Raw genomic sequence first — 23,085 nt, forward strand, 5'->3', positions numbered from 1 at the left:
CGTCGGCCCACGGCCGACTGGCAAGGCCAGGTCGCGCCTCAAGCGTGGGCTGCGCCGCGCAGGATCTGAATATCCTGAATATCCTGCTAACTCCGGGCGGGTGTGCCACATTCCGGGCGGCTGTGCCACGCTTTCGGGCGCATGTGCCACGCCATCGGGCGGCTGCGCCACGCTTTAGGGGCTGCACACACCGTTTTTCTTGATGCGATCGCCGTCGAGCATAAGCCCAATTTGCCGTAATTCTTCTGCCTCGTCCTTCAGCCTTCGCCGCGCATCGCGCATGGCTTGGCTTGATGCTTGCCCGGCGACTGCCACAATGACGGTATCGAGGAACCATCCTCCTGTCGGCTCTATCTTGTGGCTCAAGACGTGCCTTGCGACGGCCTGGCTGATTCCATGCTGCAAGCGAGCAATGGGGGCCGGGTCATAGTACAAGCTCAGGTCATGTTCGAGCAGCGTCACAAGCGCAAATCCAAGGCGTACCTTCCACAAATTCCGCTCCCCGCCCGTCAGAGGATCATGGCGTGTCATGGGAGAAGGGATAACGTGGTCAATCAATCCGCCGATGATTGAGCGGTCGAACTGCGGCATCTCGATTGTGATCGTCGCGGCTCTTAGCTCGGTCAACAGCTTTTCTATCTGAGTAAAGCTGTACCGGCTATCGGAAAGCGTTTTTCGCACGCGGGCCGGGTCTACCAGCAGCTCGACACCACCATCAGAAACATCGCGCCGACGTTCGGCGCAGTACAAAACTGCCTCGACAATATCGGCGTGCCGCTGACCTAACCTGCCGGTCACGCGACAGCGACCAAAAGAGGTTTCCATCCAGTCGCCTTCGCGCAAGCGCGGTCGCTGGCTAGGTTGATAGAGCATTACTCGCGCCTGCGCGCTGGTACTAGTGGGTGTCACGGCATTACCACCGCTCATCGTCACTCCCGTTTACGACATGCAGGACTTTCTCCTTCTTCACCTCCACCAGTTGCACCGGCACAAGGACGCCGCCATCGTGGCGTTGGTACCATCGGTCGAGTGCAGTCGCGTCATAGTTCTGCTTGCTGACACCAAACCGGACAAAGAAGCCGCGCCGGTCGTTGCCGATGGGGCGTCGGTCATAGTCGCGGTCGCTCAAACGCTTCGCCTCGTCTTCACTCATCTTGGCGACGAAGCCACACCAGCGGGCATTGTCGATTAGAGCGGATGCGCCTCGCGCAGCCTGCTGCTGATCGGTTTGCCCTTCGCGGGCGCTGCCCTTGCTCACATGGTGTAAGTACAGAACCGATGCGCCGGTGCTGGCCGCGACGTGCTCAAGCGTGGCGACAAGCCTCGCCATGTCACCGTTGCTGTTCTCGTCCTTGTCGTGAATTCGGCTCAGGGTATCCAGTACGATCAACCGAGCACCCGCGCAAAATTCAATGACACGGGCAAGGTGCCGATCGTCCATCACGTTCAGGCGCTTGCCCATGATTGGCTCAAGGGTGAGGTTCTGCGCGATAGCTTCGCGTGCCTGCTGATTCAGGTGCAGGCCTATCGCATGAATTCGCCGTACCAACGCGACTTCCGGGTCTTCCCCTGCGAAATAGACCACGCGTCCAGCGCGCTCAGGGGTGATCCCTACCAGGTCCCCACCGGCGACGGCGCACGCGATGGACATTGCAGCTTCCAATGCCCAGAAGCTCTTGCCCGTAGCTCCTGGGGCTACTAGCGCTCCGACGGTTCCCGCGAGAAAACCTGGCCATACAAAGTCCAGTAAAGGCGGCTCGTTGTCGAACGCGGCCCTTAAATCAATGGCCACGATCAAGCCCCAAATCCAGGGCGGCGAGCTTGGATACCCGACAACTTGCGGGCCTCGATCCACTCCTCAACGTCAGCCAAGTCCCACACGACATTTCGGCTGGTTAGCGCAATGCGGCGCGGGAATTCTCCCCGCTGCTCCAAGTTGTAAATCGTGCGCTCGCACAGCGGGATCATGGCGAGTAGCTTTTTCTTATTGATGAGCGTTCTGTTTGTCGTTGCTTGCATGCATTGACCTCCATCAGGCACTTTCGAATATGTGCCTGATCATGCCTCGCAATGCGGAATTGCATCGACCTAATGATTGGCTAAAATGGTTGACATGAAAAATAAGTCGACCATAACAATTTGGGACGGATGCGATCCCACTGTCTCGAAAGCCATCGGCCAGCTACAGGATCGCTGGCACCCGTACTCCAAGTATTCGAAGCGCTATCCCATCGTTCGGCTGATACAGGAGCTGATCGATCCCGCCGTGGCCGCGTACACGACGACGCTGCCACAACGCTACTTGAGTCACGTCCCTGGCGCAGGAACAGGGGTGAGCCTCAGCGGAATCATTCGGTTGGTGGGGCTTGACGCGATGGTTCGTGTGCAGCGGCAGTTGCTGCGCCAGTTCGTCAAAACTGCGGACAGACAATCCGCTAGGGATCAGCGGTTTGTGGCGACGCTGGAAACGCTGATTGAGCTGGTGGAGGACTGCGCCTGCAAACGGCCAGCAAAGTCCCGAGTGCGCACCACGCGTCTGAATGGCGAGCGTCGCCAGGGTTTTTGCCGGTTCTGCGGATCACTTACCGAACTCACTTTGTACGCTGACGGGAGCGACACCCCGAAGGCCAACGATCTAGAGGAAGAGCTTCGGCTGAGCAGCCAATACTGCCTGGATCATCGACCCAGATTGCCGAGTGGCGCCTGGAACCCAGCCTACCGGCAAGCGAAGCGATCAGTCGCACAGTTCGATCTCGAATTGGCAAGGCTTAACCGGCAATGCGCAAAGCGGTCCACGCCCCGTGCGGCAGCATCCGGTGACCCGCTGGTTGACGACTACTTTTTTCACTACATGCTAGGTCAGACCTTACAGCCTGCCGACATAGCTGAGCTGCGCAACCTGGCGCGACTGATGGTGGACTCCAAGCTGTCAGACACCAAGAAGAGAATACTGATGCTCCAGCGTTCTGGCCTCAATCAGTCGGAAATCGCAGAACAGCTTCTAGGCAAGGGCCAGCGGCCACTGACGCGCCAAGCAGTGTCCAAGGCAATTGCTTCTATCCCCAATAGCTTTCACCTGAAACAGCCGAAGCGCTCTGGGCGGTGAACACCGCTCGGTAGCCCTTGGGTTCGCATTGGTGAAAGCGCAGGAAATCTCTGTATTTCTCATGGAAAATTCGAGGGAAATCCGGCGAAATCCAATGAAAACACAAGGATCGTCAATGCGCGCCGTACGCAGAGCCAATTGCAGAGCTTTACACAGGGATCGATGTGGATTGTCCTTGGTGTATCCAACGGCGTCAGCCGGGCAGGATAGGTGAAGTTAGCTAACCGGCGAGCCGGTTATCTCCCTTCACTGTCCCTTATTCGCACCTGGCGGTGCTCAACGGGAATCCTGCTCTGCGAGGCGGGTGGAACTTGGCCGTCATGCCGAGGCTGTCCGCCGAAGGTCATGCCGTTTTTTGTTTTTTTTTAGCGGCTAAAATCGCGTGAGGCAGGAAAGTGCTCCATGCTCTCATTCGTTCCGACCTAGCTTCCTGAGCGTCCATTCGTCAATCATGTCCGCCCAATCCTGTAGCATCGCCGTCCGCTGCTCGCGGTATTCGGCTTTGTTGTAGACGGCCCTGACGCCTCTCTGCTCGTGCGCCAGGCACTTCTCGATCCAGTCAGTGTTGTAGCCGGCCTCATGCAGCAGCGTGCTGGCCGTACGACGCAAGTCATGCGGCCCGAACTTGGCTAGCGATTTCCCCTCCTTCTGCGCCAGTCGGTATGTCAACGTCAGCACTTGGTTGAGTGTGGCGCTGCTCATGGGTAGGTCCGAGTCATATCGCGACGGAAGCACATAGTCCGATCCGCCGGCGAAAGTCTTGAGGGCAATGAAGATGTCCAGCGCCTGCCGTGACAGGAAAACCAAGTGCGGATTGCGTCGCTTCATCCGCTCCTTCGGGATTGTCCAAAGCGCCTCGCTGAAATTGAGCTCGCTCCAGGTCGCGTTGGTCAACTCGCTTTTGCGCACCATCGTTAGAAGCAACAGCTTGGCGGCTGCCCGGATGGATGGTGTCGTGCCGATCCGCTCCATGTACTGGTACATCAAGCCGATTTCATCGGGTGTCAGCGCACGGTCACGCGGCTCGAATTTGGCGATGGTCGTCGGTCGAACCAGTTCTGCCGGGTTCTCTACCTTCTGGCCACGCTCAATGGCCCAACGATAGACCTGCAACACGATCTCACGGGAATGCACCGCGGTTGCTGGTGCACCTCGCTCGACAATGGCATCGGTCAGTGCCCTCAAGTCCTCGTGGGTAATCTCGATCAGCTTCTGATTGCCGAATTTCGGCTTCAACTCACGCTCGAAGACCGAACGGCGCATATCGCGGGTGGAGTCCGCCATCTGGTAGCCCCGCAGCCACTTTTCTGCCCAGGCCCCGAACGTTTCAGCGTCCTTGACACGGGCCTTTTCTCGCGCCTTCTCCTTGGCCGGCGACTTCCCAGCGGCGATCATCTTCTTGGCCTCGCCCAACCGCTCGCGCGCTTCCGCGAGGGTAATGCCGCCGACACCGTAGCGACCGAAGGTGATGGTCTCTTGCCTGCCGTGGATTGAGTAGTTGTAGCGGAACGAGATTGAACCCGCAGAGGTGACGGCCACATAGAGGCCGTCACGGTCATTCACTTTGTAGAGCTTGTCCTTCGGCTTGAGGTTGCGCAGCTTGGTATCGGTCAGCATGGTGTGTGCGATTCTCCACGTCAAAATACCATGCTCAGAAACGCTCGCATTTCACCTTAAATTTCCTTATAGATCAATGCGTTATATAAATTTAATACCATGCCAGTCCTGTCGGAGGCAACATGGTATCAAGCACCAAACATGGCATCAGGTTCAGATAGTACCACCTACCATGCCATACAAACGCCGTGCTTGGCGATGCGAAAATTTGCCAGACAGTGCCGGGCCCAGAATAGAAAAAGCCCGCAGTTACGCGGGCTTAGAGGTGCTTTCGTGCTATTTGGTGCCGATCTATGCCGGACGTGGGATCATTCCCACTCAATCGTCGCAGGCGGCTTGCTCGACACGTCATACACCACCCGATTGATCCCCCGCACCTCATTAATAATCCGCGAGGAAACCCGAGCCAGCAACGGATGCGGCAACGGCGCCCAATCCGCAGTCATGAAGTCAAACGTCTGCACAGCCCGCAGCGCGACAACATATTCGTAGGTGCGGCCATCGCCCATCACCCCCACCGACTTCACCGGCAGGAACACGGCAAAGGCTTGCGAGGTCAGCTCGTACCAGGTCAGGCCGCTGGCCTCGTCCTTGGTGTTGCGCAGTTCTTCGATGAAGATCGCGTCCGCGCGACGCAGCAGCTCGGCGTATTCATGCTTGACTTCGCCCAGGATGCGCACGCCCAGGCCCGGGCCCGGGAACGGATGGCGGTAGACCATCTGCGGCGGCAGGCCCAGGGCCACGCCCAGTTCGCGGACTTCGTCCTTGAACAGTTCGCGCAGGGGTTCCAGCAGCTTCAGGTTCAGCGTGTCCGGCAGGCCGCCGACGTTGTGGTGCGACTTGATCGAGGTGGCCTTGCCGGTCTTGGCGCCGGCCGATTCGATGACGTCGGGGTAGATGGTGCCTTGGGCCAGCCACTTGGCGCTTTTCTGCTTGCCGGCTTGTTCCTGGAACACTTCCACGAACTCGCGGCCGATGATCTTGCGCTTGGCTTCGGGGTCGGCCACGCCGGACAGCTTGCCCATGAACTGGGCGGTGGCGTCGACGTGGATGATCTTGACGCCCATGTTCTCGGCGAAGGTCTGCATGACCTGCTTGCCTTCGTCCAGGCGCAACAGGCCGTGGTCGACGAACACGCACGTCAATTGATCGCCGATGGCCTTGTGGATCAGGGCCGCGGCCACCGACGAATCGACGCCGCCGGACAGGCCGAGGATGACTTCGTCTTCGCCGACCTGCTCGCGGATGCGGGCGACGGCTTCGGCGACGTAGTCGGGCATGTTCCAGTCGCCCTGGCATTCGCAGATCTCGTTGACGAAGCGGGCCAGCATGGCCTTGCCTTGCACGGTGTGCGTGACTTCGGGGTGGAACTGCACGGCGTAGAAGCGGCGTTCTTCGTCGGCCATGCCGGCGATGGGGCAGGACGGCGTGGAGGCCATCAGCTTGAAGCCCGGCGGCAGCTCGGTGACCTTGTCACCGTGGCTCATCCAGACCTTGAGCATGCCGTGGCCTTCGTCCGTGGTGAAGTCTTCCAGGCCTTCCAGCAGCTTGGTGTGGCCGTGGGCGCGGACTTCGGCGTAGCCGAATTCGCGGTGGTCGGAGAAGCTGACCACGCCGCCCAGTTGTTGCGCCATGGACTGCATGCCATAACAGATGCCCAGCACGGGCACGCCCAGCTCGAACACGGCGTGCGGCACGCGCATGGAGCCTTCTTCGTAGGCCGATGCGTGGCTGCCCGACAGGATGATGCCCTTCAGGCCCTGCGCCATCTGGTCGCGGATGAAGGCATCGTCGACGTCGCCCGGGTGCACTTCGGAGTAGACGCCGGCTTCGCGCACGCGGCGGGCGATCAGTTGGGTGACTTGCGAACCGTAGTCGAGAATGAGGATGCGCTGGTGCATGGAGACTCTACCGGTAAGGAATGAAATCGCTGTAAATAAAACCGCACCGGCAGACCCGCTGACTGATTTTGCGGTTCTGCCGGTGCGTGATGCATGACATTGTAGTTGACTGTACGGGGATCAGTCGGCGCGGTAGTTGGGCGCTTCCTTGGTGATCTGTACGTCGTGCACGTGGGATTCGCGGACACCGGCGGAGGTGATTTCCACGAATTCGGCCTTGGTGCGCATGTCGTCGATGGTGGCGGCGCCGCAGTAGCCCATGGAGGCGCGGATGCCGCCGACCAGTTGGTAGATGATGGCCAGCACGCTGCCCTTGTACGGGACGCGGCCTTCGATGCCTTCGGGGACCAGCTTGTCGGCGTTGTTGGCCGGGTCCTGGAAGTAGCGGTCGGCCGAGCCTTCCGTCATGGCGCCCAGGCTGCCCATGCCGCGGTACGACTTGTACGAACGGCCCTGGAACAGCACCACTTCGCCCGGCGCTTCTTCGGTGCCGGCGAACATGCCGCCCATCATGCAGGAGAACGCGCCGGCGGCCAGGGCCTTGGCGACGTCGCCCGAGTAGCGGATGCCGCCGTCGGCGATCAGCGGCACGCCCGTGCCTTCCAGCGCCTTGGCGACTTCGGAGATCGCGTGGATCTGCGGCACGCCGACACCGGCCACGATACGGGTGGTGCAGATCGAGCCGGGGCCGATGCCGACCTTGACGCCGTCGGCGCCGTGCTCGACCAGCGCGCGCGCGGCGGCGGCGGTGGCGATGTTGCCGCCGATGACTTCGACCTTGGGGTAGTTCTGCTTGACCCAGCGCACGCCTTCCAGCACGCCCTTGGAGTGGCCGTGGGCAGTGTCGACGATCAGCACGTCGACGCCGGCGGCGACCAGCTTTTCAACGCGCTCTTCGGTGTTGCCACCGACGCCGACCGCGGCGCCGACGCGCAACTGGCCCTGGGCGTCCTTGCTGGCCAGCGGGTGCTCGGTGTTCTTGACGATGTCCTTGACGGTGGCCAGGCCGCGCAGCTCGAAACCGTCGTTGACGATGAGCACGCGTTCCAGGCGATGCTTGTGCATCAGGGCCTGCGCTTCATCGAGCGTGGCGCCTTCCTTCATGGTGACCAGGCGTTCCTGCGGCGTCATGATGTTGCGCAGGGGCTGGTCCAGGTTCTCTTCGAAGCGCAGGTCGCGGTTGGTGACGATGCCGACCAGCTTGCGCCCTTCCACCACCGGCAGGCCCGAGATGCCATGCTGGCGCTGCAACGCAATGGCGTCGCGCACTTTCATCTGGGGGGTGACGGTGACCGGATCGATCACGATGCCGAATTCGTGGCGCTTGACGCGGGCGACTTCACGGGCCTGGGCGTCGGCGGACAGATTCTTGTGGATGATCCCGATGCCACCTTCCTGGGCCATGGCGATCGCCAGGCGGGATTCGGTGACCGTGTCCATGGCGGCGGACACAAGGGGGATGTTCAGGGAGATGTTGCGGGTGAGGCGCGTGGCCAGGGAGGTGTCGCGCGGCAACACCTCGGAATACGCAGGCACCAACAACACATCGTCGAAGGTGAGCGCTTTTTGAACGAGACGCATGGGTAACTCCGGGCGCAAAGCAAGATTATACGCCGCTTGTATGTTTTGACTAGGTATTGACCCTAGGTCGGGACGTAATTTTTGCGACTTTTTTCAATCACCGTCGTGGGCTTGCATTATTTTTACCCGGATTATATTGACAGAAGCGTTGGAGCCGCGCACAATGCGAGGCGTCAAATTTACCCGGGTAAATACCTGTGCACACCATGAACCCATCCGCCCTTCTCCATACCGCTTTCTCCGGCCACCGCCTGCTGGCGCGCGGCGCGCTTGCCGAGGTCGCGCTGGCCGTCAAGCAGGCCCAGGCCGGGCACGCCAACGACAACGGCCACGGCGCGATCCTGGTATTCGACGACCAGACCGGCAAGCAGGTCGACCTGGACCTGCGCGGCGCCGACGCCGATATCCGCAAGCGCTATCAACCTTCGCCCGAGGCCGCTCCCAAGCAGGCTGACGAGACGGACGGCGCCGATGCCGCCCCGCGCGGCCGTGGCCGGCCCAAGCTGGGTGTGGTGCCGCGCGAGGTGACGCTGCTGCCGCGCCACTGGGACTGGCTGGCGGCGCAGCCCGGCGGCGCGTCGGTGGCGCTGCGCAAGCTGGTGGAACAGGCGCGCCGCGACAACGAGGCGCGCGACCAGCAGCGGCAACGGCAAGAGGCGGCGTACCACTTCATGTCGAGCATGGCGGGCAACCTGCCGGGCTTCGAGGAAGCCACGCGGGCGCTGTATGCCGATGACCGCGCGGGTTTCGCGCGGCAGGTTGCCGCGTGGCCGGCGGACGTGCGCGATTACGCCATGGCGCTGGCGTGGGCGGATGAGCAGGCCTGAGCGACAAGCCGCGTATCGCTGGGCGCGGTCCCAGTGACCTGTTCCAGCGCCTTATCCCTACGCACATACCTGCGCCACACACCTGCGCCCCATACCTCCCCACCATGACTGCGGGCCGTCGCTGCGCCCCACCGCTGCGCGCGCCGCTGGCGCAGGGCGGCGCGCGCGCCATGCGCCGCTTCCAATCGTGCGTCGGCGGCATCCCGGCGCCCCAAGCAAGCGACGCCCGCCGCTGGTAAGCTGTACGTCATGGATACGGATACCGCGCCCCGCAACTTCCTGCTGTACGACGGCGACTGCCCGTTCTGCACCAACTACGTGCGGATGGTGCAGTTGCGCAAGGCCGTCGGCCCGGTCGAATTGCTCGACATGCGTCAGCATCCCGAACTGGTGGCGTATTTCCGCGACCGTGGCTATGACCTGAACGACGGCATGCTACTGCGGCTGGAGGGGCACATCTACTGGGGCGCCGATTGCATCAACCGGCTGGCGCTGCTCAGTTCGGACAGCGACCTGTTCAACCAGATCAATGCCGCCATCTTCCGCCGCCCGTGCCTGTCGGCGGCGCTGTATCCCTTCATGAGCCGTGGCCGCACGCTGACGCTGGCGCTGCTGGGCAAGAAGAAGATGCCGGCCTGACAGCGGCGACGCGCGGTTGGTCGCGCGCCTTGCCTCGCCCCGCCTCACCGCGCCCTGCCTCGTCGCGCCCTGCCTCTCCCCGCCGCGCCTCTCCCCGTCCCGCCTAACCTAGTCCCGTCTCGTCTCGCCCCGCAGCAATGCTAAATTGCGGGTCACCCCCTGACGGAGACCCCATGCCCGAGCCGAGCACCGCTGCCGACGGCACGCTGACGCCGCCCGTTGCGCCCCCGGACGAAGCGCCCGGCGCGATGCCGGCCGACGGCTTCTCGCTGACCGCGCCGATCACGCTGCAGGACCGCATCGCGGCCGCGCTGTTCAGCTACGCGGACATGTTCGGGGCCGCCCGGCGGCGCGCGCTGTACTTCCTGGCGTGGGTGGTGCTGGCGCTGTTGGGAATGCTGGGGTTCTCTTCCTGGCGGGATAGCGGCGAGCAGGGCTTCGGCCCGTTCCTCTCGCGCTTCTTTCACGACCTGTTCGGGCTGGACGGCGTGCCCATCCTGGTCGTGGCCATCCCCGTGCTGATCTACTACTTCCGCCATCCGGCGATCGTGCGCGGGCGCCTGGCGCGCTGGTGCCGCGACGAAGGGCTCGACCAGACCATCCACCCGCTCTATTGCTTTCAGCCTGGCGGGCTTACCGTCACCCTGCCGGGACGCAAGACGGCCATGGCGTGCTCGCGCATCCAGGGGCTTGCCGAGACCTCCGAACACCTGTTCATCCAGTTGCGCAACATCGAGGACGTGTACGCCTTGCCGCGACAGGCGCTATCCGACGAGCAGGTGGCGCGCATCAAGGCGTGGGCCGCATCCTGCCACGCCGGCGCTCCGAACGCGACGCAGCACCCGCCGCAAGCGCGGCAGGCGCCCGAGGCCGCGCCGCCGCTGCTGACGACGCGCTTCCTGCTGAACCAGGAAGACCGAGCCGCCGCGATTTCGTGGCAGATTGAACGTCCCGGCATGCGGCGGCGCCGTCGGCGCGGTTTCCTGCTGGCCTTCGCGCTGACCGCCCTGCTGGTGCCGCTGATATTCGTGCTGCTGTGGCTGCTGGACCCCGAGCGGGTGCCGCTGCGCTATGCCTGGCCGCTGTTCGGCGAGATGTTCACGGACAGTTTCTGGAAGATCACGCTGGGGTTCTGGGCCATCCTGGCCGTCATCATCCTGCTGCATCCCTGGTCCCGGCGCCGCCACGCGTACAAGCTGGCCGGGCAGATGCACCAGCGCATGCCGGCCGAGGAACACGAGGCGCGGCTGTATGACGACCGGCTCGAAGTCCGGCAGGACGGTTGGGTCAACAGCTTCGCGACGGCCGGCTTCGACCGGGTCGAGCGGCAAGGCGAACACCTGATCCTGATGCGGCGGGAGGGCGAACCGCTGATCCTGCCCCGACGCGCGCTGGACGCGGAGCAGTTGGCGCTGTTCGAACGCATCCTCACGGGCGGCGCGGGCGGCGATCATCGCCAGCGCGGGGGTACGCCATGAGCGGGCCGGCCTTGATCCGCCTGGCGGCCCTGTGCGCGGCGCTTGGCGCGCTGGCGCCCGCCGCGTCCGCCGAGACCCTCGATCTGCCGCATGGCCTGTCGGTGCAGTTGCCAGAGGGCTGGGTGGTGGACGGCTCGCCACAAGGCGAGGTCTCGCGCAGCGGCATGCGGCGCGTGCAACTGGTCTGCGAAAGCGAGGCCTGCGAACAGACGCAGGAAACCTGCACCCTGCTGATGCAGGCCAAGCCGCTCGAAGGCGACGACGATGACGCCCGCTTGCAATCGCTTTACGCCTCGCCGCTCAAGCGCTATTTCCGGTTGCGCGCGGTGCTGCGCGCGACCAGTCCCGACGCCGATATCCGCCAGCCGCTGGAGCGGGTGCGGATCGGCGATCGGGATTGGTACCGGGTCGAGACCGATGCGCGGCACCAGTACCGGTCGGGCGTGTTTGCCGAGACGGTGGTCGATGGCCTGTACGTCGGCGCGATCTGCAAGTCGTGCGAGACCGGCGAACAGCGCCACCGGGACGGACTGCGGATCATCGAGAGCCTGAAGTCGGATGCGAACGCCGTGTCGCGTTGAACGGCGACGACACGCCGGGCGCGCCCCCGGCTGTCGCCCCCTTCAGGGCGCGGGGGGCAGCACCTCGGCCACCTGCCGCAGGAACGCGGCCAGCGCCGGGTTGTCGTGCTGCGCATGCCAGGCCAGGTACATATCGGCATACAGGTCGCGCTGGCCCAGCGACCGGAACTCCACCCCCTCCAGGCGCAGCTCGCGCGCCGAATCGGGCACGATGCCCACGCCCAGTCCGGCCCGCACCAGCGCCAGCAAGGTATGCGTCTGGCTGGCGCGCTGCACGTAGTCGGGCTGCACGTCGGCCAGGCCGAATGCGCCGACGATGCGGTCATAGAAGTATTTGCCTTCGCGCGGCGAATACAGCACGAAGGGCTGGCCCTGCAGCAGCCGCAGCGGCACCACCTCCTGTTCGCACAGCGGTGAATCCGCCGGCAGCGCCAGCACCAGCGGCTCGCGCTCGATCAGGCGGGCCTCGATGCCGGCCTGCTGCGGCACGCTGCGCGCCAGGATCGCGTCCAGTTCCCGCGCCAGCAGCAGGCGCGACAGGTCGGTGCTGACGGTTTCACGCAACTGGATCTCCACGCCCGGCAGCCGCTTGCGGGCCCGCATGATGAGCGATGGCATCAGGCGGTACGAGGCCACCGCCGTGAAGCCCAGCGTGATGTGGCCGGCGTCGCCGCCGGCGGTGCGGCGGGCGCTGGCGGTGGCGCGGGCCGAGTACTCCAGCAGGTGGCGCGCGTCGCGCAGGAAGCGGCGGCCAGCGGCGCTCAGTTCTACCTGGCGGCTGCTGCGCTCGAACAGCGTCACGCCCAGGTCCTGCTCCAGCAACTGGATCTGGCGCGACAGCGGCGGCTGCGTCATGCACAGGCGCTGGGCGGCGCGGCCGAAGTGCAGTTCCTCGGCCACGGCGATGAAACATTCGAGCTGGCGGAATTCCATCGATCCAATCCTTGAATTGATCAATGCTATTTATAGCTCGAACAGTCATCCATCGGCCGGCGTTCCTATACTCGGCCGCAACACCGGGGCGCGCTCTTTCCGTCCCGCGAAAGGAGTGCCATCGCAGCATCGACTTTCCGCGGCCCGCGCCGCTCACTACTACAAAGAGAAGACCATGGAGACACGCAATTCCGCACGCCCGCGCCGCCGCTTCCTTGCCGCGGCCCTGGCCCTGGCTGCCTGTGGCGCCCTGCCCGCCGCGGCGCAGGCCGCGCCATTCCCGGACCGCCCGATCAACCTGATCGTGCCGTTCTCGCCGGGCGGCGGCACCGACATTTCGGCGCGCCTGCTGGCGGCGGCGCTGGGCGACAAGCTGGCGGCGTCGGTGGTGGTGGACAACCGCCCCGGCGCCGGCGGGCAGATCGCCGCCGATCTGGTGGCGCGCGCCAACCCCGACGGCTACACGCTGCTGTTCGCCAATTCGGGCATGCTGGCGATCAATCCGTGGATCTACAAGCTGCATTCCGATCCGGCCACCGCGTTCGCGCCGGTATCGCTGTTCTCGGACCTGCCGTTCGTGCTGGTGGTGCCCACCACGCTGCCCGCCAAGAACGTGAAGGACCTGGTGGCGCTGGCGCGCGCCCAGCCCGGCAAGCACACCTTCGCCAGTTCCGGCACCGGCGGCGCGCCGCACCTGTCGGGCGAGATCTTCCAGCAGGCCACCGGCACCGATCTGATGCATGTGCCCTACAAGGGCGGCGGCCCGGCCATGACCGACCTGATGGCGGGCCGCGTCGACATGCTGTTCGCGTCGGTGCTGGAGACCATTCCGTACGTCAATTCCGGCAAGCTGCGCGCGCTGGCGGTGACGGGCGCGACGCGCTCGCCCGCCCTGCCCGACGTGCCGACCATCGACGAGGCCGGCGTCCAGAACGCGCAGACCGGCTCATGGACGGCGGTGCTGGCGCCGGCGGGCACGCCGCAGGCGGTGATCGACAAGCTGTCGGCGGCGATCCGCGAGGTGGCGGCGGACCCGGCGATGAAGACCAAGCTGGAGTCGCAGGGCGCGGTCGCGCACGGATCGACGCCGCAGCAATTGCAGGCGCTGGCGGCCAGCGAACGCGCGCGCTACGGGGAGATCATCAAGACCCGGCATATCCAGACGCAGTAACCGGGCGGGCAATGCGGCCGCACACGACGCGGTGACGCGGCCCGAAGGGCGGCGCATTGCCCGCCCCCGTCATTTCTTCGTCCCCGACCCACACGGCCGGGACGGCTTTCATCGCCGGTCGTCCCTCCGCCGGCCATTTCTTGCGACCCGCGCACCCGCGGGTCGTCGCAACAACCGTGACACCCGACATGACCACGACTGCTTCCCCACCTCTTGCCGACCTGCTGATGGTCGGCCCCTTGCTGCCCGAACTGACCGCCGAACTGGAGTCACGCTACCGCGTGCACCGCTGGTGGCAAAGCCCTGACCAGGCGGCGCTGCTGCGCGATCACGGCGCGGCGATCCGCGGCATCGCCACCAGCGGCCGCTTCGGCGCGCCGCGCGAACTGATCGACGCGCTGCCGGCGCTGGAAGGCGTTTTCAGCGTCGGCGTGGGCTACGACACCATCGATCTGGCGGCGGCGCAGGCGCGCGGCGTGCGCGTCACCAACACGCCTGGCGTGCTCGATGCCTGCGTGGCGGACACCGCGCTGGCGCTGATGCTGGCGGCGTCGCGCCGCATCGCCGAGGCCGACCGTTTCGTGCGCGCGGGGCGCTGGCCGCAGGAAGGTTTCGGGCTGGGCACGCGCATGAGCGGCAAGCGCTGCGGCATTGTCGGGCTGGGCAATATCGGCCTGCAGATCGCGCGGCGCGCCGAGGCATTCGACATGCCGATCCTGTACACCAACCGCAAGCCGCGTGCGGACGCGCCGGCGCATTACCGCTACTGCCCGACGCTGACGGCGCTGGCGGCCGAGTGCGATTTCCTAGTGCTGGCGGTGCCTGGCGGCAACGCCACGCGCCACCTGGTCAATGCCGACGTGTTGCAGGCGCTTGGCCCGCAAGGCTGGCTGATCAACATCGCGCGCGGCACGGTGGTGGACGAGGCGGCGCTGGTTCAGGCCCTGCAAAGCGGCGCCATCGCCGGCGCCGGCCTGGACGTGTTCGAACACGAACCGGCCACGCCGGCGGCGTTGAACGCGATGGACAATGTGGTGATGCTGCCGCACATCGCCAGCGGCACGCATGAGACCCGGCGGGCCATGGCGGACCTGATGCTGGCCAATCTGGACGGCTGGTTCCGCGAAGGCAAGACGGTGACCCAGGTGGTTTGAGAGCGCGGGCCGCCCGCAAGCGCGCGGGCGGCGGCGTCGCCCGATTTACGGGGAACGCACCGGGATGGCCCTATTCGAATAAATCGGCCACCAAGCGTCCATTTCGTGGACACTACATCTTGTTATTTATCTCATACATGATAAATTTCTCACCGCACTGGCTCGTGCCGGCGAGCTGTTGTGCTTGTTGTTGTAATTTTTTCCGGCCTTCGGGCCGGATTTTTTTTGTCCAGAATTTCCAGGGCGCCGCGCCGCGGCCCTTCACTCGTCGATCCGTATCGACAGCCCATCGCCCGCGGTCGTGATCGCGCGCACGCGTATCGTCCAGCCGGCGTTGATGGCCTCCTCCTGATCGTCAAACACGCCGTATTCGGTCACCGGCACAGCGCCATGCAACGGGCGGCCGTCGGGCCCCGGCCCGCGCGCCTCGATGACCGGTACGTAGCCATCCTGCACTTGCAGCGCGCCGCGCGTGATCTGAAAACCGTCCAGAATTTCCATCGTCGCTCCCTTGTTGTGGTGAAAGCCATGGTAGCGTGAGCACTGCGCGTCGTCGCCCTGCCCGCCGCAAAGTGTGGACCCGCCATGAGATTCGACATCTACCGCCGCCTGCAATTGGACATCGTTCGCGAGGCCGGCCAATGGGCCGTGTATCAGGCCGTGGCGGGCAAGCGGGTGCGCGCCGGCGGGATCGTCATCCCGGCCGACCTCCCCGAAGACGAACTGTCCACCTATCTGGACGATCTGTACCACGAGCTGGCGCGGCCGGGCGACATGGTGACCCGGTTGTCCTGAAGCCGCCCCTGGCGGCGCCTTGCGTCCGGGCGTATCGTGGGCCTATCGTGAAAACCGGCCCAGCGCGCCCGGAGCCCGCCATGTCCGACGACATCCCCGCCATCGAGGCCAGCGCCTCGCAACTGGGCAACCTGACGCAGTTCCTGATCTGGGTTGCCGAGCATCCCCGCACCTATGCGAACATCATGGAGGCGTGGCGCACTTCGTGTCCACGCCTGTCGGCCTGGGAAGACGCCACCAGCAACGGCCTGGTGGACCTGGCCCGCCGGCCTGCCGGCGACGCCGCCGCCCCGGTGGCCACGTTGACGCCCAAGGGCCGCGCCTGGCTGGCCGCGCGCCAGGCCGGCATGAGCACGACGCCTTCCTAACTATCAGGCGCCGGCACCACGCCGCCATCCGCTTGCAACTGCGCGCGCAGGCTGGCGATGAAGGCCTTGGCCGCTTCGGGCAGCACACGCCCGGCCAGCGTCTGCACCTCGAAGTGGCGTTCGTTCATCTCGCGGTCGCGCAGCGGCAAGGCCACCACCTGCCCGGCACGCAGGCGATAGCGGATCGCCAGTTCGCCGCAGAACGCCACGCCGCCGCCCGCGCCCGCGAACGCCACCAGCGCGTCAACGCTGCGGCTGGAGAACATCGGTTCGCATGACAGCTGCTGGCGGCTGCAGCTGATGTCGATCAGTTGCCGCAGCGTCGAATCGGCATCGGGCAAGGCCAGCGGATAGGCCATCAATTGCGCCAGCGACACCTCGGGCTGGCCTGCCAGCGGATGGCCGGCCGCCACCACCGCGCGCACCGGCGCCGGCATGCGCAGTTCTACCCGCACGTCGCGATGCGAGGTCAGGCTGAGCGTGACGCCGATGTCGGCCGTGCCGTCGCGCACCCGCACCGGCACCTCGCGCTGCGAGCACACGTCCAGCGTGAAGCGGATGCCGGCGTACTGCCGGCGGAAATCCGCGATGGCGGCGGGCAGAAAATCATGGATGAACCCTTCGGTGCAGACCACCCGCACCAACCCCTGGCGCAGCCCGCGCAGGCCCATGATGTCGCCGGCGACGCGCTCGACGTCCTGCTGCGCGCGCTTGGCATGGGCGGCCAGCAGTTCCCCCGCCGCGTTGAGCGTCATGCCCCGCGCGCGGCGCTCGAACAGCAAGGTGCCCAGCTCGCGCTCCAGGCGGGCGACCTGGCGGCTGACCGCGGACGGCGCCACGTCCAGCCGCTCCGCCGCGACGCTGACGGAGCCGCAGCGCGCCACTTCCAGAAAGTAGCGGACGGCCATTTCCTGCAGGATCTGCGGGTTCATCGGGGTTTGCCCTTGGTTGAGGTTAGCTTTGCGCCAAACGCAACGCAGGATTCTAACAATTCATATTGCTGCAACGTTGAGCCCCCGCCAAGATGGCATCCGTCACACGCGTCGTTCCGTCCACTCCCTTGTCGAGCATGACCATGAAGACTGCCCTGATTGCCCTTGGTATCACCCTGGCGGGCGCCCTCGCGGCTGCCGCCCCCGCCGGCGCCCAGGGCGGCTATCCGACCCGTCCCATCACCCTGGTCGTGCCCTTCCCGCCCGGCGGCGCCACGGATGTGCTGGGCCGCGTCATCGCGCAAAAGCTCGGCCAGGAACTGGGCCAGACCGTGGTCGTGGAAAACCGCGCGGGAGCCGGCACCGTGATCGGCGCCGGCTATGTGGCCAAGGCCGCGCCCGACGGCTACACCCTGCTGGTCAGTTCCGGCACCACCTTCACGGTCAACCCCGCCATCCAGAGCAAGCTGCCGTATGACCCGGTCAAGAGCTTCGAGCCGCTCGGCATCGTCGGCCGCACCGGCCTGGCGCTGCTGGCCAACCCGCAGGTGCCGGTCAAGGACGTGAAGGAACTGGTGGCCTACGTCAACGCGCGCGCCAAGGAGCCGCCGGCCTATGGCTCGTTCGGCACCGGCACCACCTCGCATTTCGTGGGCGAAGCCTTCCTGGCGGCCGCCGGCCTCAGGATGGTCCATGTGCCCTACAAGGGCAGCGCGCCGGCCATGACCGACCTGATCGGCGGCCAGATCCCGTTTTCGGTAGACACCGTGGCCGCCGCGCTGCCCCAAAGCAAGCTGGGCAAGGTGCGCGTGCTGGCCGTGTCCGCGCCCGCCCGCTCCAGCTTCCTGCCCGATGTGCCGGCCTTCGCCGAGCAAGGCTACCCGTCGGTGGCGATGGACACCTGGCTGATGTTCACCGCGCCGCGCGGCCTGCCCGCCGACGTGAAGGCCAGGCTCGAAAACGCCTTGCGCGCCACGGTCGAATCGCCCGACGTGCGCAAGAGCCTGGAAAACCAGGGCTTCGAGCCGGCCTTCTCCAGCGCCGCCGAGGGCGAAGCGTTGATCCAGAAGGAACTGCCGATGATGCGCGACCTGGCCCGGCGCGCCGATATCAAGATCGACTGAAAGGAAACACCCCCATGATCCTGGACGATTCCCTCGTCTCGTTATCCGCCGTGGAACTGCGGCGCCTGATCGGCGCGCGGCAGTTGTCGCCGGTGGAACTGCTGGAGGCGTGCATCGCCCGCATCGAGGCGGTAAACCCGTACATCAACGCCGTCACCGCCACGGCTTTCGACCGCGCCCGCATCGAGGCGCGCGCGGCCGAACAGGCGGTGATGGCCGGCGACACGCTGGGCCTGCTGCATGGACTGCCGCTGGGCGTGAAGGACCTGGAACCCACCGCCGGCCTGCTCACCACCTTCGGTTCGCCGATCTACCGCGACCACGTGCCGACCGAGGACGTCACGCTGGTGGCGCGCCTGCGCCACGCCGGCGCCATCGTGGCCGCCAAGACCAACGTGCCCGAGATGGGCGCGGGCGCCAATTCGCGCAACACCGTGTGGGGCGCGACGGGCAATCCCTTCAACCCGAACCTGAATGCCGGCGGCTCCTCGGGCGGCTCGGCCGCGGCGCTGGCCAGCGACCTGTTCCCGCTGTGCACCGGGTCGGACACTGGCGGCTCGCTGCGCATCCCCGCCGCCAAGTGCGGCGTGGTCGGCTTCCGGCCGTCGCCCGGCGTGGTGCCCAGCGTGCGCAAGCCGCTGGGCTGGACGCCGATCTCGGTGGTCGGCCCGATGGGCCGCACGGTGGCCGACGCCTGCCTGCAGATGGCCGCCAGCGCCGGCCCCGACGCCGGCGATCCGCTCAGCTATCCGCTCGATCCGCTGCAGTTCCTGGCGCCGGGCAGCGCCGACCTGGGCCGCCTGCGCGTGGCCTATACCGAAGACTTCGGGCTGTGCGACGTGGACGATGGCATCCGCGCCACCTTCCGCGCCAAGATCGCCGCCATGCGCCATCTGTTCGCGGCCTGCGATCCCATCGAGATCGACTTCGGCGAGGCCCACCGCTGCTTCGACGTGCTGCGCGCCGAAGCCTTCGTGGCCGGCATGCGCGATGCCTATGAGAAAGACCCGGGCAGCCTGGGCCCCAACACCCGCGCCAATTTCGAGATGGGCGCGGCCATGAGCCTGAAGGATTGCGCCTGGGCGCAGGCCGAGCAGACCCGGCTGATCAAGCGCTTCCAACGCGCCTTCGACGACTACGACCTGATCCTGTCGCCCACCACGCCGGTGTCGCCGTTCCCGTGGACGCAGCTGTATGCCGAGGCCATCAATGGCAAGCGCCAGGAAAACTATTACCGCTGGCTGGCGCTGACGTATGTGATCACGCTGACCACGCATCCGGCGCTGACGCTGCCTTGCGGGCTCGATCACAAGGGCATGCCGTTCGGCTTGCAGATCGTGGGGCGGTTTCGCGGCGATCGCGAGGTACTGGCGGCGGCGCAGGGGATGGAGTCTGCGTTTGCGGCTAATGAGGAACTGCGGCGGCCGCGGCCGGATCTGGCGGGGCTGAAGGCGGCGGAGCCGGCGTTGACGTCGATCGTGACGGCGCCGCCGGGCGGTGCGCTGGGAACAACCGAGGCCAGCGTCTCGGCGGTGTAGGCGCGGCCGCACGCAACAGATGCGCACAGCGCAATGGCTGGACTCGGGCATAGTCCCCTCGCCCACCGGCCTTTCCCGACTTCACGGTCCAGTTCGTGGACGCGTTCCCCGACGTGACGGTCAAGTGGGTGGATGTGTTTCCCGGGACGGATTGAGCGTCAACGGCCTCCGGCCCCGCGTTGTCGCGCGCTGCGCGCTTGTCTCCTTGCGCGTCAGAGCAATCGCATCGCGACTGGCCGGCGATGCGGGATGGCGCCATGCGACCCTTCCCTGTCCCGGCAAGCGACATTCATCGCCTTTGCGATGGAACTCCCCGCCCCGCGCCGTTACTCATCAGGCAAGCCAGCCGGCCGCGACCACCAGCGACGGTGGCGCGGCCATGGGCGGCGCATTTCTTCGGGAGCGGAAAAAATGGTATCCACCGTGCAAGGCGCGTCGGGTCTGCTACAGACGAATCTACTGACGGGCTACAACAACGCAGTGCAATTCGCGCAGACCATTGCCCAGGGATTGCGCCGCATCATCGCCAACGGCAACAACCAACCCGCGCCCACCTTTGGCCAGCGCTATCCGGTAGGCAACGGACTGGTCCTGGACCGGGTCGGCGGCTACCGTGTCATGGGCGACAAGACCCGGGGGGTGGAACCCGGGTTCATCGGCAAGCGCGATTGGAGCGCGGGCGATACGGTCAAGATGGGCGCCGCGCCCCACCCCTTCAATACACAAGCCGTGGCGCTGGCGCAACAATGGCTGGTGGGCGGCGGCGGCCTTCCCCCGCACACGCCGCCGGACGCCGATCTGGACGCCATGCTGTTGAACAGCCTGAGCAGGCTGTCCACGGGCGGAGGGCCGCTTGCCGGGGCCGCGACCCTGGTGCTGACGAATCCCGCGCTGGCGCTTAACAATGGATCGCTTATCGACGTGCTCAGAAACGTCATGCCGCCGAACGCCGCGCTCAACGCGGCACTGGCCGATGCCCTGGTCGCGGACACAGTCGCGGCGATCACGGCGCCCAACCAGAACGCGCTGACCAATGAAGCGACCAGCCTGTTCCGTGAATTGACTGGCGACATCATGCTGACCCAGGCCAAATTCACCAAGAATCATTACATCAAGCTCGACTACTACGAAGCCGACAAGATTGGCGACAAGTATCACATCCCGAAGGACAAGGCCAAGGGCAACATCGTCACCGCCCCGCTGCACCGGCTGTTGACCGGAGCAACCCCGACCGAGCGCAATGAAGGGGCCGTGCGCGAATCGCTGGCCAATGACCTGATGCGCGTCATGGGAGTCGAGAGCCAGAAACTGAAGATCGTGGAGGGCCAATATCCCGACGGCACCACCAAGCTGATGCTGGACGGCACGCACGTAGCGGGTTTCAGCGATTTCGATGGCAGACCCGAGCGCGGCGACATCTACCTGAAGGATGGCGTGCTGGTGCGCAACCAGCAACGCAATACCGATCCGCCCAATCAGTACACCGGTGCCCCTGCCCTGGTAACCACCATCAACGAGCTGGGCCGCAACAAGATCCTGATGCTGCTCATGGCGGACCGCGACGCGCTGGGCTCGCGCGGCGGGAACAAGGGCTATGTCGGCAATACGTTCGTCGGCATCGATCCCGGGCACGCGCTGGAAGAAGAACGCCTGGGCGTCACGGGCGACGTCCACAGCGATTTTTCGTTCAACCAGCCCAAAGGCCCGACATTCATGGGCTACAAGAACTTCACCGTCTTCGACCAGAGTTCGCTGGCGGAAAAAATGGAAGGGGTGCGGATGATCGCGCACCTGAAGCAGTCACAAGCCGACGAGCAACTGTTCGACCGCTATGCCCAGGAGTTCAGCGCCAACAACAACCGCCCCCCCGAGGCGCGGTTCGACGCGACCATCGTCAACCTGAAAGCCCTGTACATTGCCCGGCGCGACGGGCTGCTCAACGTGTTCGCGCCACGACTGGCGGTGGACTCGTTCGCGTTCGGCTTCCAGGAGCCGGCCGCCCAGTACTTCGCCATGCGCGACGCCACGCTGAACGCGCTCGATGGCCTGGAGAAACTTACTTCGAAAACTACCGCCACCACGAAAAGCGGTATCGACCTTGAGTATCCCCAGGTCAAGTCGCCATCGGATCGCAAGGAATGGAACGTCACGCAGGATCCCGCGACCGGCGACCTGCTGTTCGTCTCCACCGGGAAGTCCGTCGCGCAAATGCGGACGGCCGTCCAGAATTTTCTGCCCAACACGGTGCAAGGACACACGCTTCAGGTCGGACCGCAAAACACGCTGACGTTGCGTATCCCGGTCGCCCAGGTCCTGGCGCTGGAAGCGGCACTCGCCCCGGCGCAGATCATCGCACACAAGCATCCCTGACACCCACCCAGCCCCCCCCCCGGCGCCACAAGCCGCCGCCCCCAAGGAGAGTCCGCATGCCGGAAACCCGCCCCGAAAAACTGACAGCGATCGCGAAGGCGGTCGGACACGATGCCTCGCTGTTCGACGAGCAGGACCACGCGTTTCTGCAGTTCGATGGCATCACCCTGCATCTGCAGTACTTCGCCGAAGGCGACGTCTCCGTACTGGTGCTGGCCGCCGACCTGGGCGAACTGGACGCGCAATCGCGCATCCAGGCGTACGCCTTGATGCTCTCGGCCAACACCTCCTGGCGCGACGTGGCGGGCGGGGCGTTGGCGCTGGATGACAAACAGCAGAGGGCCCTGCTGATGGCCAGGGTCGATCTGGCTGGGTTGACCGACGCCGCGCTGGCCCAACGAATCTACGCCTTCACGCGGGCCGCGATCCATTGGGCGGGCAAATTGGCGGCCCTGGCCGCCCAGCCGGGCGCGGCGCAAGAGGCGGCCCGCCCCGGCGTGGCGACGCCAGCGTTGCCGTCCATGGCCAATCTCGTCTGATCCCCTTCTCCAAAGCGGCTGACATGAATATCGATACCTTCCAATCCCTCGTCCAAGACTATTGCCAGCGGGCCAAGCTGCCCGCGCCGGTGTTCGACATCGAACAGTGCGTACTGGCTCCCCTGCCCGAGCAGGCAGTCATCCTCGCCTGGGATGAATCCGCCGAAGAGGTGCTGCTGCTTGCCCCCGTGGGCACGCAGGCCGTGCCTATGGGCGAGGCCGAGGCGATACGGCTGTTGCAGGACGCCTATCTGGGACAGAACCTGAAAGGTGCCGCGGCGGGCATCGATCCCGACAGCGGCGGCCTGGTGATCTGGCGGCGTCTACCCGGCTACGGCCTGACCGCGGATCGCTTGCGGCATTACATCGGCCACACGGTGGACGCGGCGCAGGCCGCGCAAGGCGTCCTGGGTTGATCTGGCACGGGCGGC

23 protein-coding genes and 1 pseudogene are annotated in these 23,085 nt (G+C 65.5%); 15 read left to right on the forward strand and 9 right to left on the reverse strand.

What is annotated here, in order from left to right:
* Positions 1–174 precede the first annotated feature (174 nt).
* From AC6CR5_RS07980 to AC6CR5_RS07990, 3 genes are read right to left on the reverse strand one after another with little or no spacing between them, the layout of a single operon-like run.
* Entirely contained in the window at positions 175–873 is a 699-nt protein-coding gene (locus AC6CR5_RS07980) for an ABC transporter ATPase (RefSeq protein WP_243702775.1), read from the reverse strand.
* Positions 874–913: 40 nt separating this feature from the next.
* On the reverse strand, positions 914–1,792 hold the full coding sequence (locus AC6CR5_RS07985; RefSeq protein ID WP_132569683.1) for a helicase RepA family protein: 879 nt from the start codon (positions 1,790–1,792) through the stop codon (positions 914–916).
* A gap of 2 nt (positions 1,793–1,794) precedes the next feature.
* Entirely contained in the window at positions 1,795–2,019 is a 225-nt protein-coding gene (locus AC6CR5_RS07990; protein ID WP_498085458.1) for a helix-turn-helix transcriptional regulator, read from the reverse strand.
* A gap of 85 nt (positions 2,020–2,104) precedes the next feature.
* Here AC6CR5_RS07990 and AC6CR5_RS07995 point away from each other — a divergent pair, with 85 nt between their 5' ends.
* A complete protein-coding gene (locus AC6CR5_RS07995; protein WP_498085459.1) occupies positions 2,105–3,106 on the forward strand; it encodes a LuxR family transcriptional regulator in 1,002 nt (333 codons plus the stop codon).
* A 408-nt stretch (positions 3,107–3,514) separates the two neighbouring features.
* On the opposite strand, the gene AC6CR5_RS08000 is transcribed toward AC6CR5_RS07995, so the two are convergent.
* From AC6CR5_RS08000 to guaB, 3 genes are all read right to left on the reverse strand, one after another.
* Complete coding sequence (locus AC6CR5_RS08000; protein WP_132569240.1) at positions 3,515–4,723, reverse strand: tyrosine-type recombinase/integrase; 1,209 nt, start codon at positions 4,721–4,723, stop codon at positions 3,515–3,517.
* A gap of 308 nt (positions 4,724–5,031) precedes the next feature.
* Positions 5,032–6,624, reverse strand: a complete 1,593-nt coding sequence (gene guaA / locus AC6CR5_RS08005) for a glutamine-hydrolyzing GMP synthase (RefSeq protein WP_498085460.1) — start codon at positions 6,622–6,624, stop codon at positions 5,032–5,034.
* Positions 6,625–6,744: 120 nt separating this feature from the next.
* Positions 6,745–8,205 (reverse strand): IMP dehydrogenase, encoded by a 1,461-nt coding sequence (gene guaB, locus AC6CR5_RS08010; protein ID WP_006387084.1) that lies wholly within the window; start codon positions 8,203–8,205, stop codon positions 6,745–6,747.
* A 206-nt stretch (positions 8,206–8,411) separates the two neighbouring features.
* Between guaB and AC6CR5_RS08015 the strand changes: the two genes are divergently transcribed.
* From AC6CR5_RS08015 to AC6CR5_RS08030, 4 genes are all read left to right on the forward strand, one after another.
* Positions 8,412–9,032 (forward strand): DUF2239 family protein, encoded by a 621-nt coding sequence (locus AC6CR5_RS08015; protein WP_498085461.1) that lies wholly within the window; start codon positions 8,412–8,414, stop codon positions 9,030–9,032.
* Positions 9,033–9,281: 249 nt separating this feature from the next.
* Positions 9,282–9,671 carry a DCC1-like thiol-disulfide oxidoreductase family protein gene (locus AC6CR5_RS08020; protein WP_053497856.1) on the forward strand — a complete coding sequence of 130 codons (390 nt, stop codon included), beginning with the start codon at positions 9,282–9,284 and terminating at the stop codon, positions 9,669–9,671.
* A gap of 173 nt (positions 9,672–9,844) precedes the next feature.
* A complete protein-coding gene (locus tag AC6CR5_RS08025) occupies positions 9,845–11,149 on the forward strand; it encodes a YcxB family protein (protein ID WP_498085462.1) in 1,305 nt (434 codons plus the stop codon).
* Entirely contained in the window at positions 11,146–11,730 is a 585-nt protein-coding gene (locus AC6CR5_RS08030) for a hypothetical protein (protein WP_054482682.1), read from the forward strand. Before AC6CR5_RS08025 ends, AC6CR5_RS08030 begins: the two co-directional genes overlap by 4 nt.
* A gap of 42 nt (positions 11,731–11,772) precedes the next feature.
* Here AC6CR5_RS08030 and AC6CR5_RS08035 read toward each other — a convergent pair whose 3' ends face one another.
* On the reverse strand, positions 11,773–12,663 hold the full coding sequence (locus tag AC6CR5_RS08035; protein ID WP_054482681.1) for a LysR family transcriptional regulator: 891 nt from the start codon (positions 12,661–12,663) through the stop codon (positions 11,773–11,775).
* 175 nt (positions 12,664–12,838) lie between these two features.
* Here AC6CR5_RS08035 and AC6CR5_RS08040 point away from each other — a divergent pair, with 175 nt between their 5' ends.
* A complete protein-coding gene (locus AC6CR5_RS08040; protein WP_020928162.1) occupies positions 12,839–13,834 on the forward strand; it encodes a tripartite tricarboxylate transporter substrate binding protein in 996 nt (331 codons plus the stop codon).
* A gap of 188 nt (positions 13,835–14,022) precedes the next feature.
* Positions 14,023–14,988, forward strand: coding sequence for a 2-hydroxyacid dehydrogenase (locus AC6CR5_RS08045; RefSeq protein WP_047991080.1), 966 nt, complete (start codon positions 14,023–14,025; stop codon positions 14,986–14,988).
* Positions 14,989–15,249: 261 nt separating this feature from the next.
* On the opposite strand, the gene AC6CR5_RS08050 is transcribed toward AC6CR5_RS08045, so the two are convergent.
* The gene (locus tag AC6CR5_RS08050) at positions 15,250–15,489 is read right to left on the reverse strand and encodes a hypothetical protein (RefSeq protein WP_047991081.1); all 240 of its coding nucleotides are present in this window, start codon (positions 15,487–15,489) and stop codon (positions 15,250–15,252) included.
* A gap of 84 nt (positions 15,490–15,573) precedes the next feature.
* Between AC6CR5_RS08050 and AC6CR5_RS08055 the strand changes: the two genes are divergently transcribed.
* Together AC6CR5_RS08055 and AC6CR5_RS08060 are read left to right on the forward strand one after the other, a co-directional pair.
* On the forward strand, positions 15,574–15,783 hold the full coding sequence (locus tag AC6CR5_RS08055) for a DUF7661 family protein (protein ID WP_047991082.1): 210 nt from the start codon (positions 15,574–15,576) through the stop codon (positions 15,781–15,783).
* 80 nt (positions 15,784–15,863) lie between these two features.
* Entirely contained in the window at positions 15,864–16,151 is a 288-nt protein-coding gene (locus AC6CR5_RS08060) for a hypothetical protein (RefSeq protein WP_047991083.1), read from the forward strand.
* Here AC6CR5_RS08060 and AC6CR5_RS08065 read toward each other — a convergent pair.
* Positions 16,148–17,083: a LysR family transcriptional regulator gene (locus AC6CR5_RS08065; protein ID WP_006387071.1), complete on the reverse strand. Its 936-nt coding sequence runs from the start codon at positions 17,081–17,083 to the stop codon at positions 16,148–16,150. The genes AC6CR5_RS08060 and AC6CR5_RS08065 overlap by 4 nt on opposite strands.
* Before the next feature lie 137 nt (positions 17,084–17,220).
* Here AC6CR5_RS08065 and AC6CR5_RS08070 point away from each other — a divergent pair, with 137 nt between their 5' ends.
* The 6 genes and pseudogenes from AC6CR5_RS08070 to AC6CR5_RS08095 all read left to right on the forward strand — a co-directional run bounded on the left by AC6CR5_RS08070 (position 17,221) and on the right by AC6CR5_RS08095 (position 23,070).
* A complete protein-coding gene (locus AC6CR5_RS08070) occupies positions 17,221–18,207 on the forward strand; it encodes a Bug family tripartite tricarboxylate transporter substrate binding protein (protein WP_498085463.1) in 987 nt (328 codons plus the stop codon).
* Between the two features lie 14 nt (positions 18,208–18,221).
* Positions 18,222–19,745 carry an amidase gene (locus AC6CR5_RS08075; protein ID WP_047991084.1) on the forward strand — a complete coding sequence of 508 codons (1,524 nt, stop codon included), beginning with the start codon at positions 18,222–18,224 and terminating at the stop codon, positions 19,743–19,745.
* 80 nt (positions 19,746–19,825) lie between these two features.
* Positions 19,826–19,900 (forward strand): annotated as a pseudogene (locus AC6CR5_RS08080) (hypothetical protein); the annotation flags it as partial.
* Between the two features lie 256 nt (positions 19,901–20,156).
* Positions 20,157–22,115 (forward strand): hypothetical protein, encoded by a 1,959-nt coding sequence (locus AC6CR5_RS08085; RefSeq protein WP_498085464.1) that lies wholly within the window; start codon positions 20,157–20,159, stop codon positions 22,113–22,115.
* A 56-nt stretch (positions 22,116–22,171) separates the two neighbouring features.
* Positions 22,172–22,654, forward strand: coding sequence for a type III secretion system chaperone (locus AC6CR5_RS08090; protein WP_327762678.1), 483 nt, complete (start codon positions 22,172–22,174; stop codon positions 22,652–22,654).
* Between the two features lie 23 nt (positions 22,655–22,677).
* Positions 22,678–23,070, forward strand: coding sequence for a type III secretion system chaperone (locus AC6CR5_RS08095; RefSeq protein WP_047991087.1), 393 nt, complete (start codon positions 22,678–22,680; stop codon positions 23,068–23,070).
* Positions 23,071–23,085: the final 15 nt, after the last annotated feature.

It is taken from the genome of Achromobacter sp. EG18, from assembly GCF_059759395.1.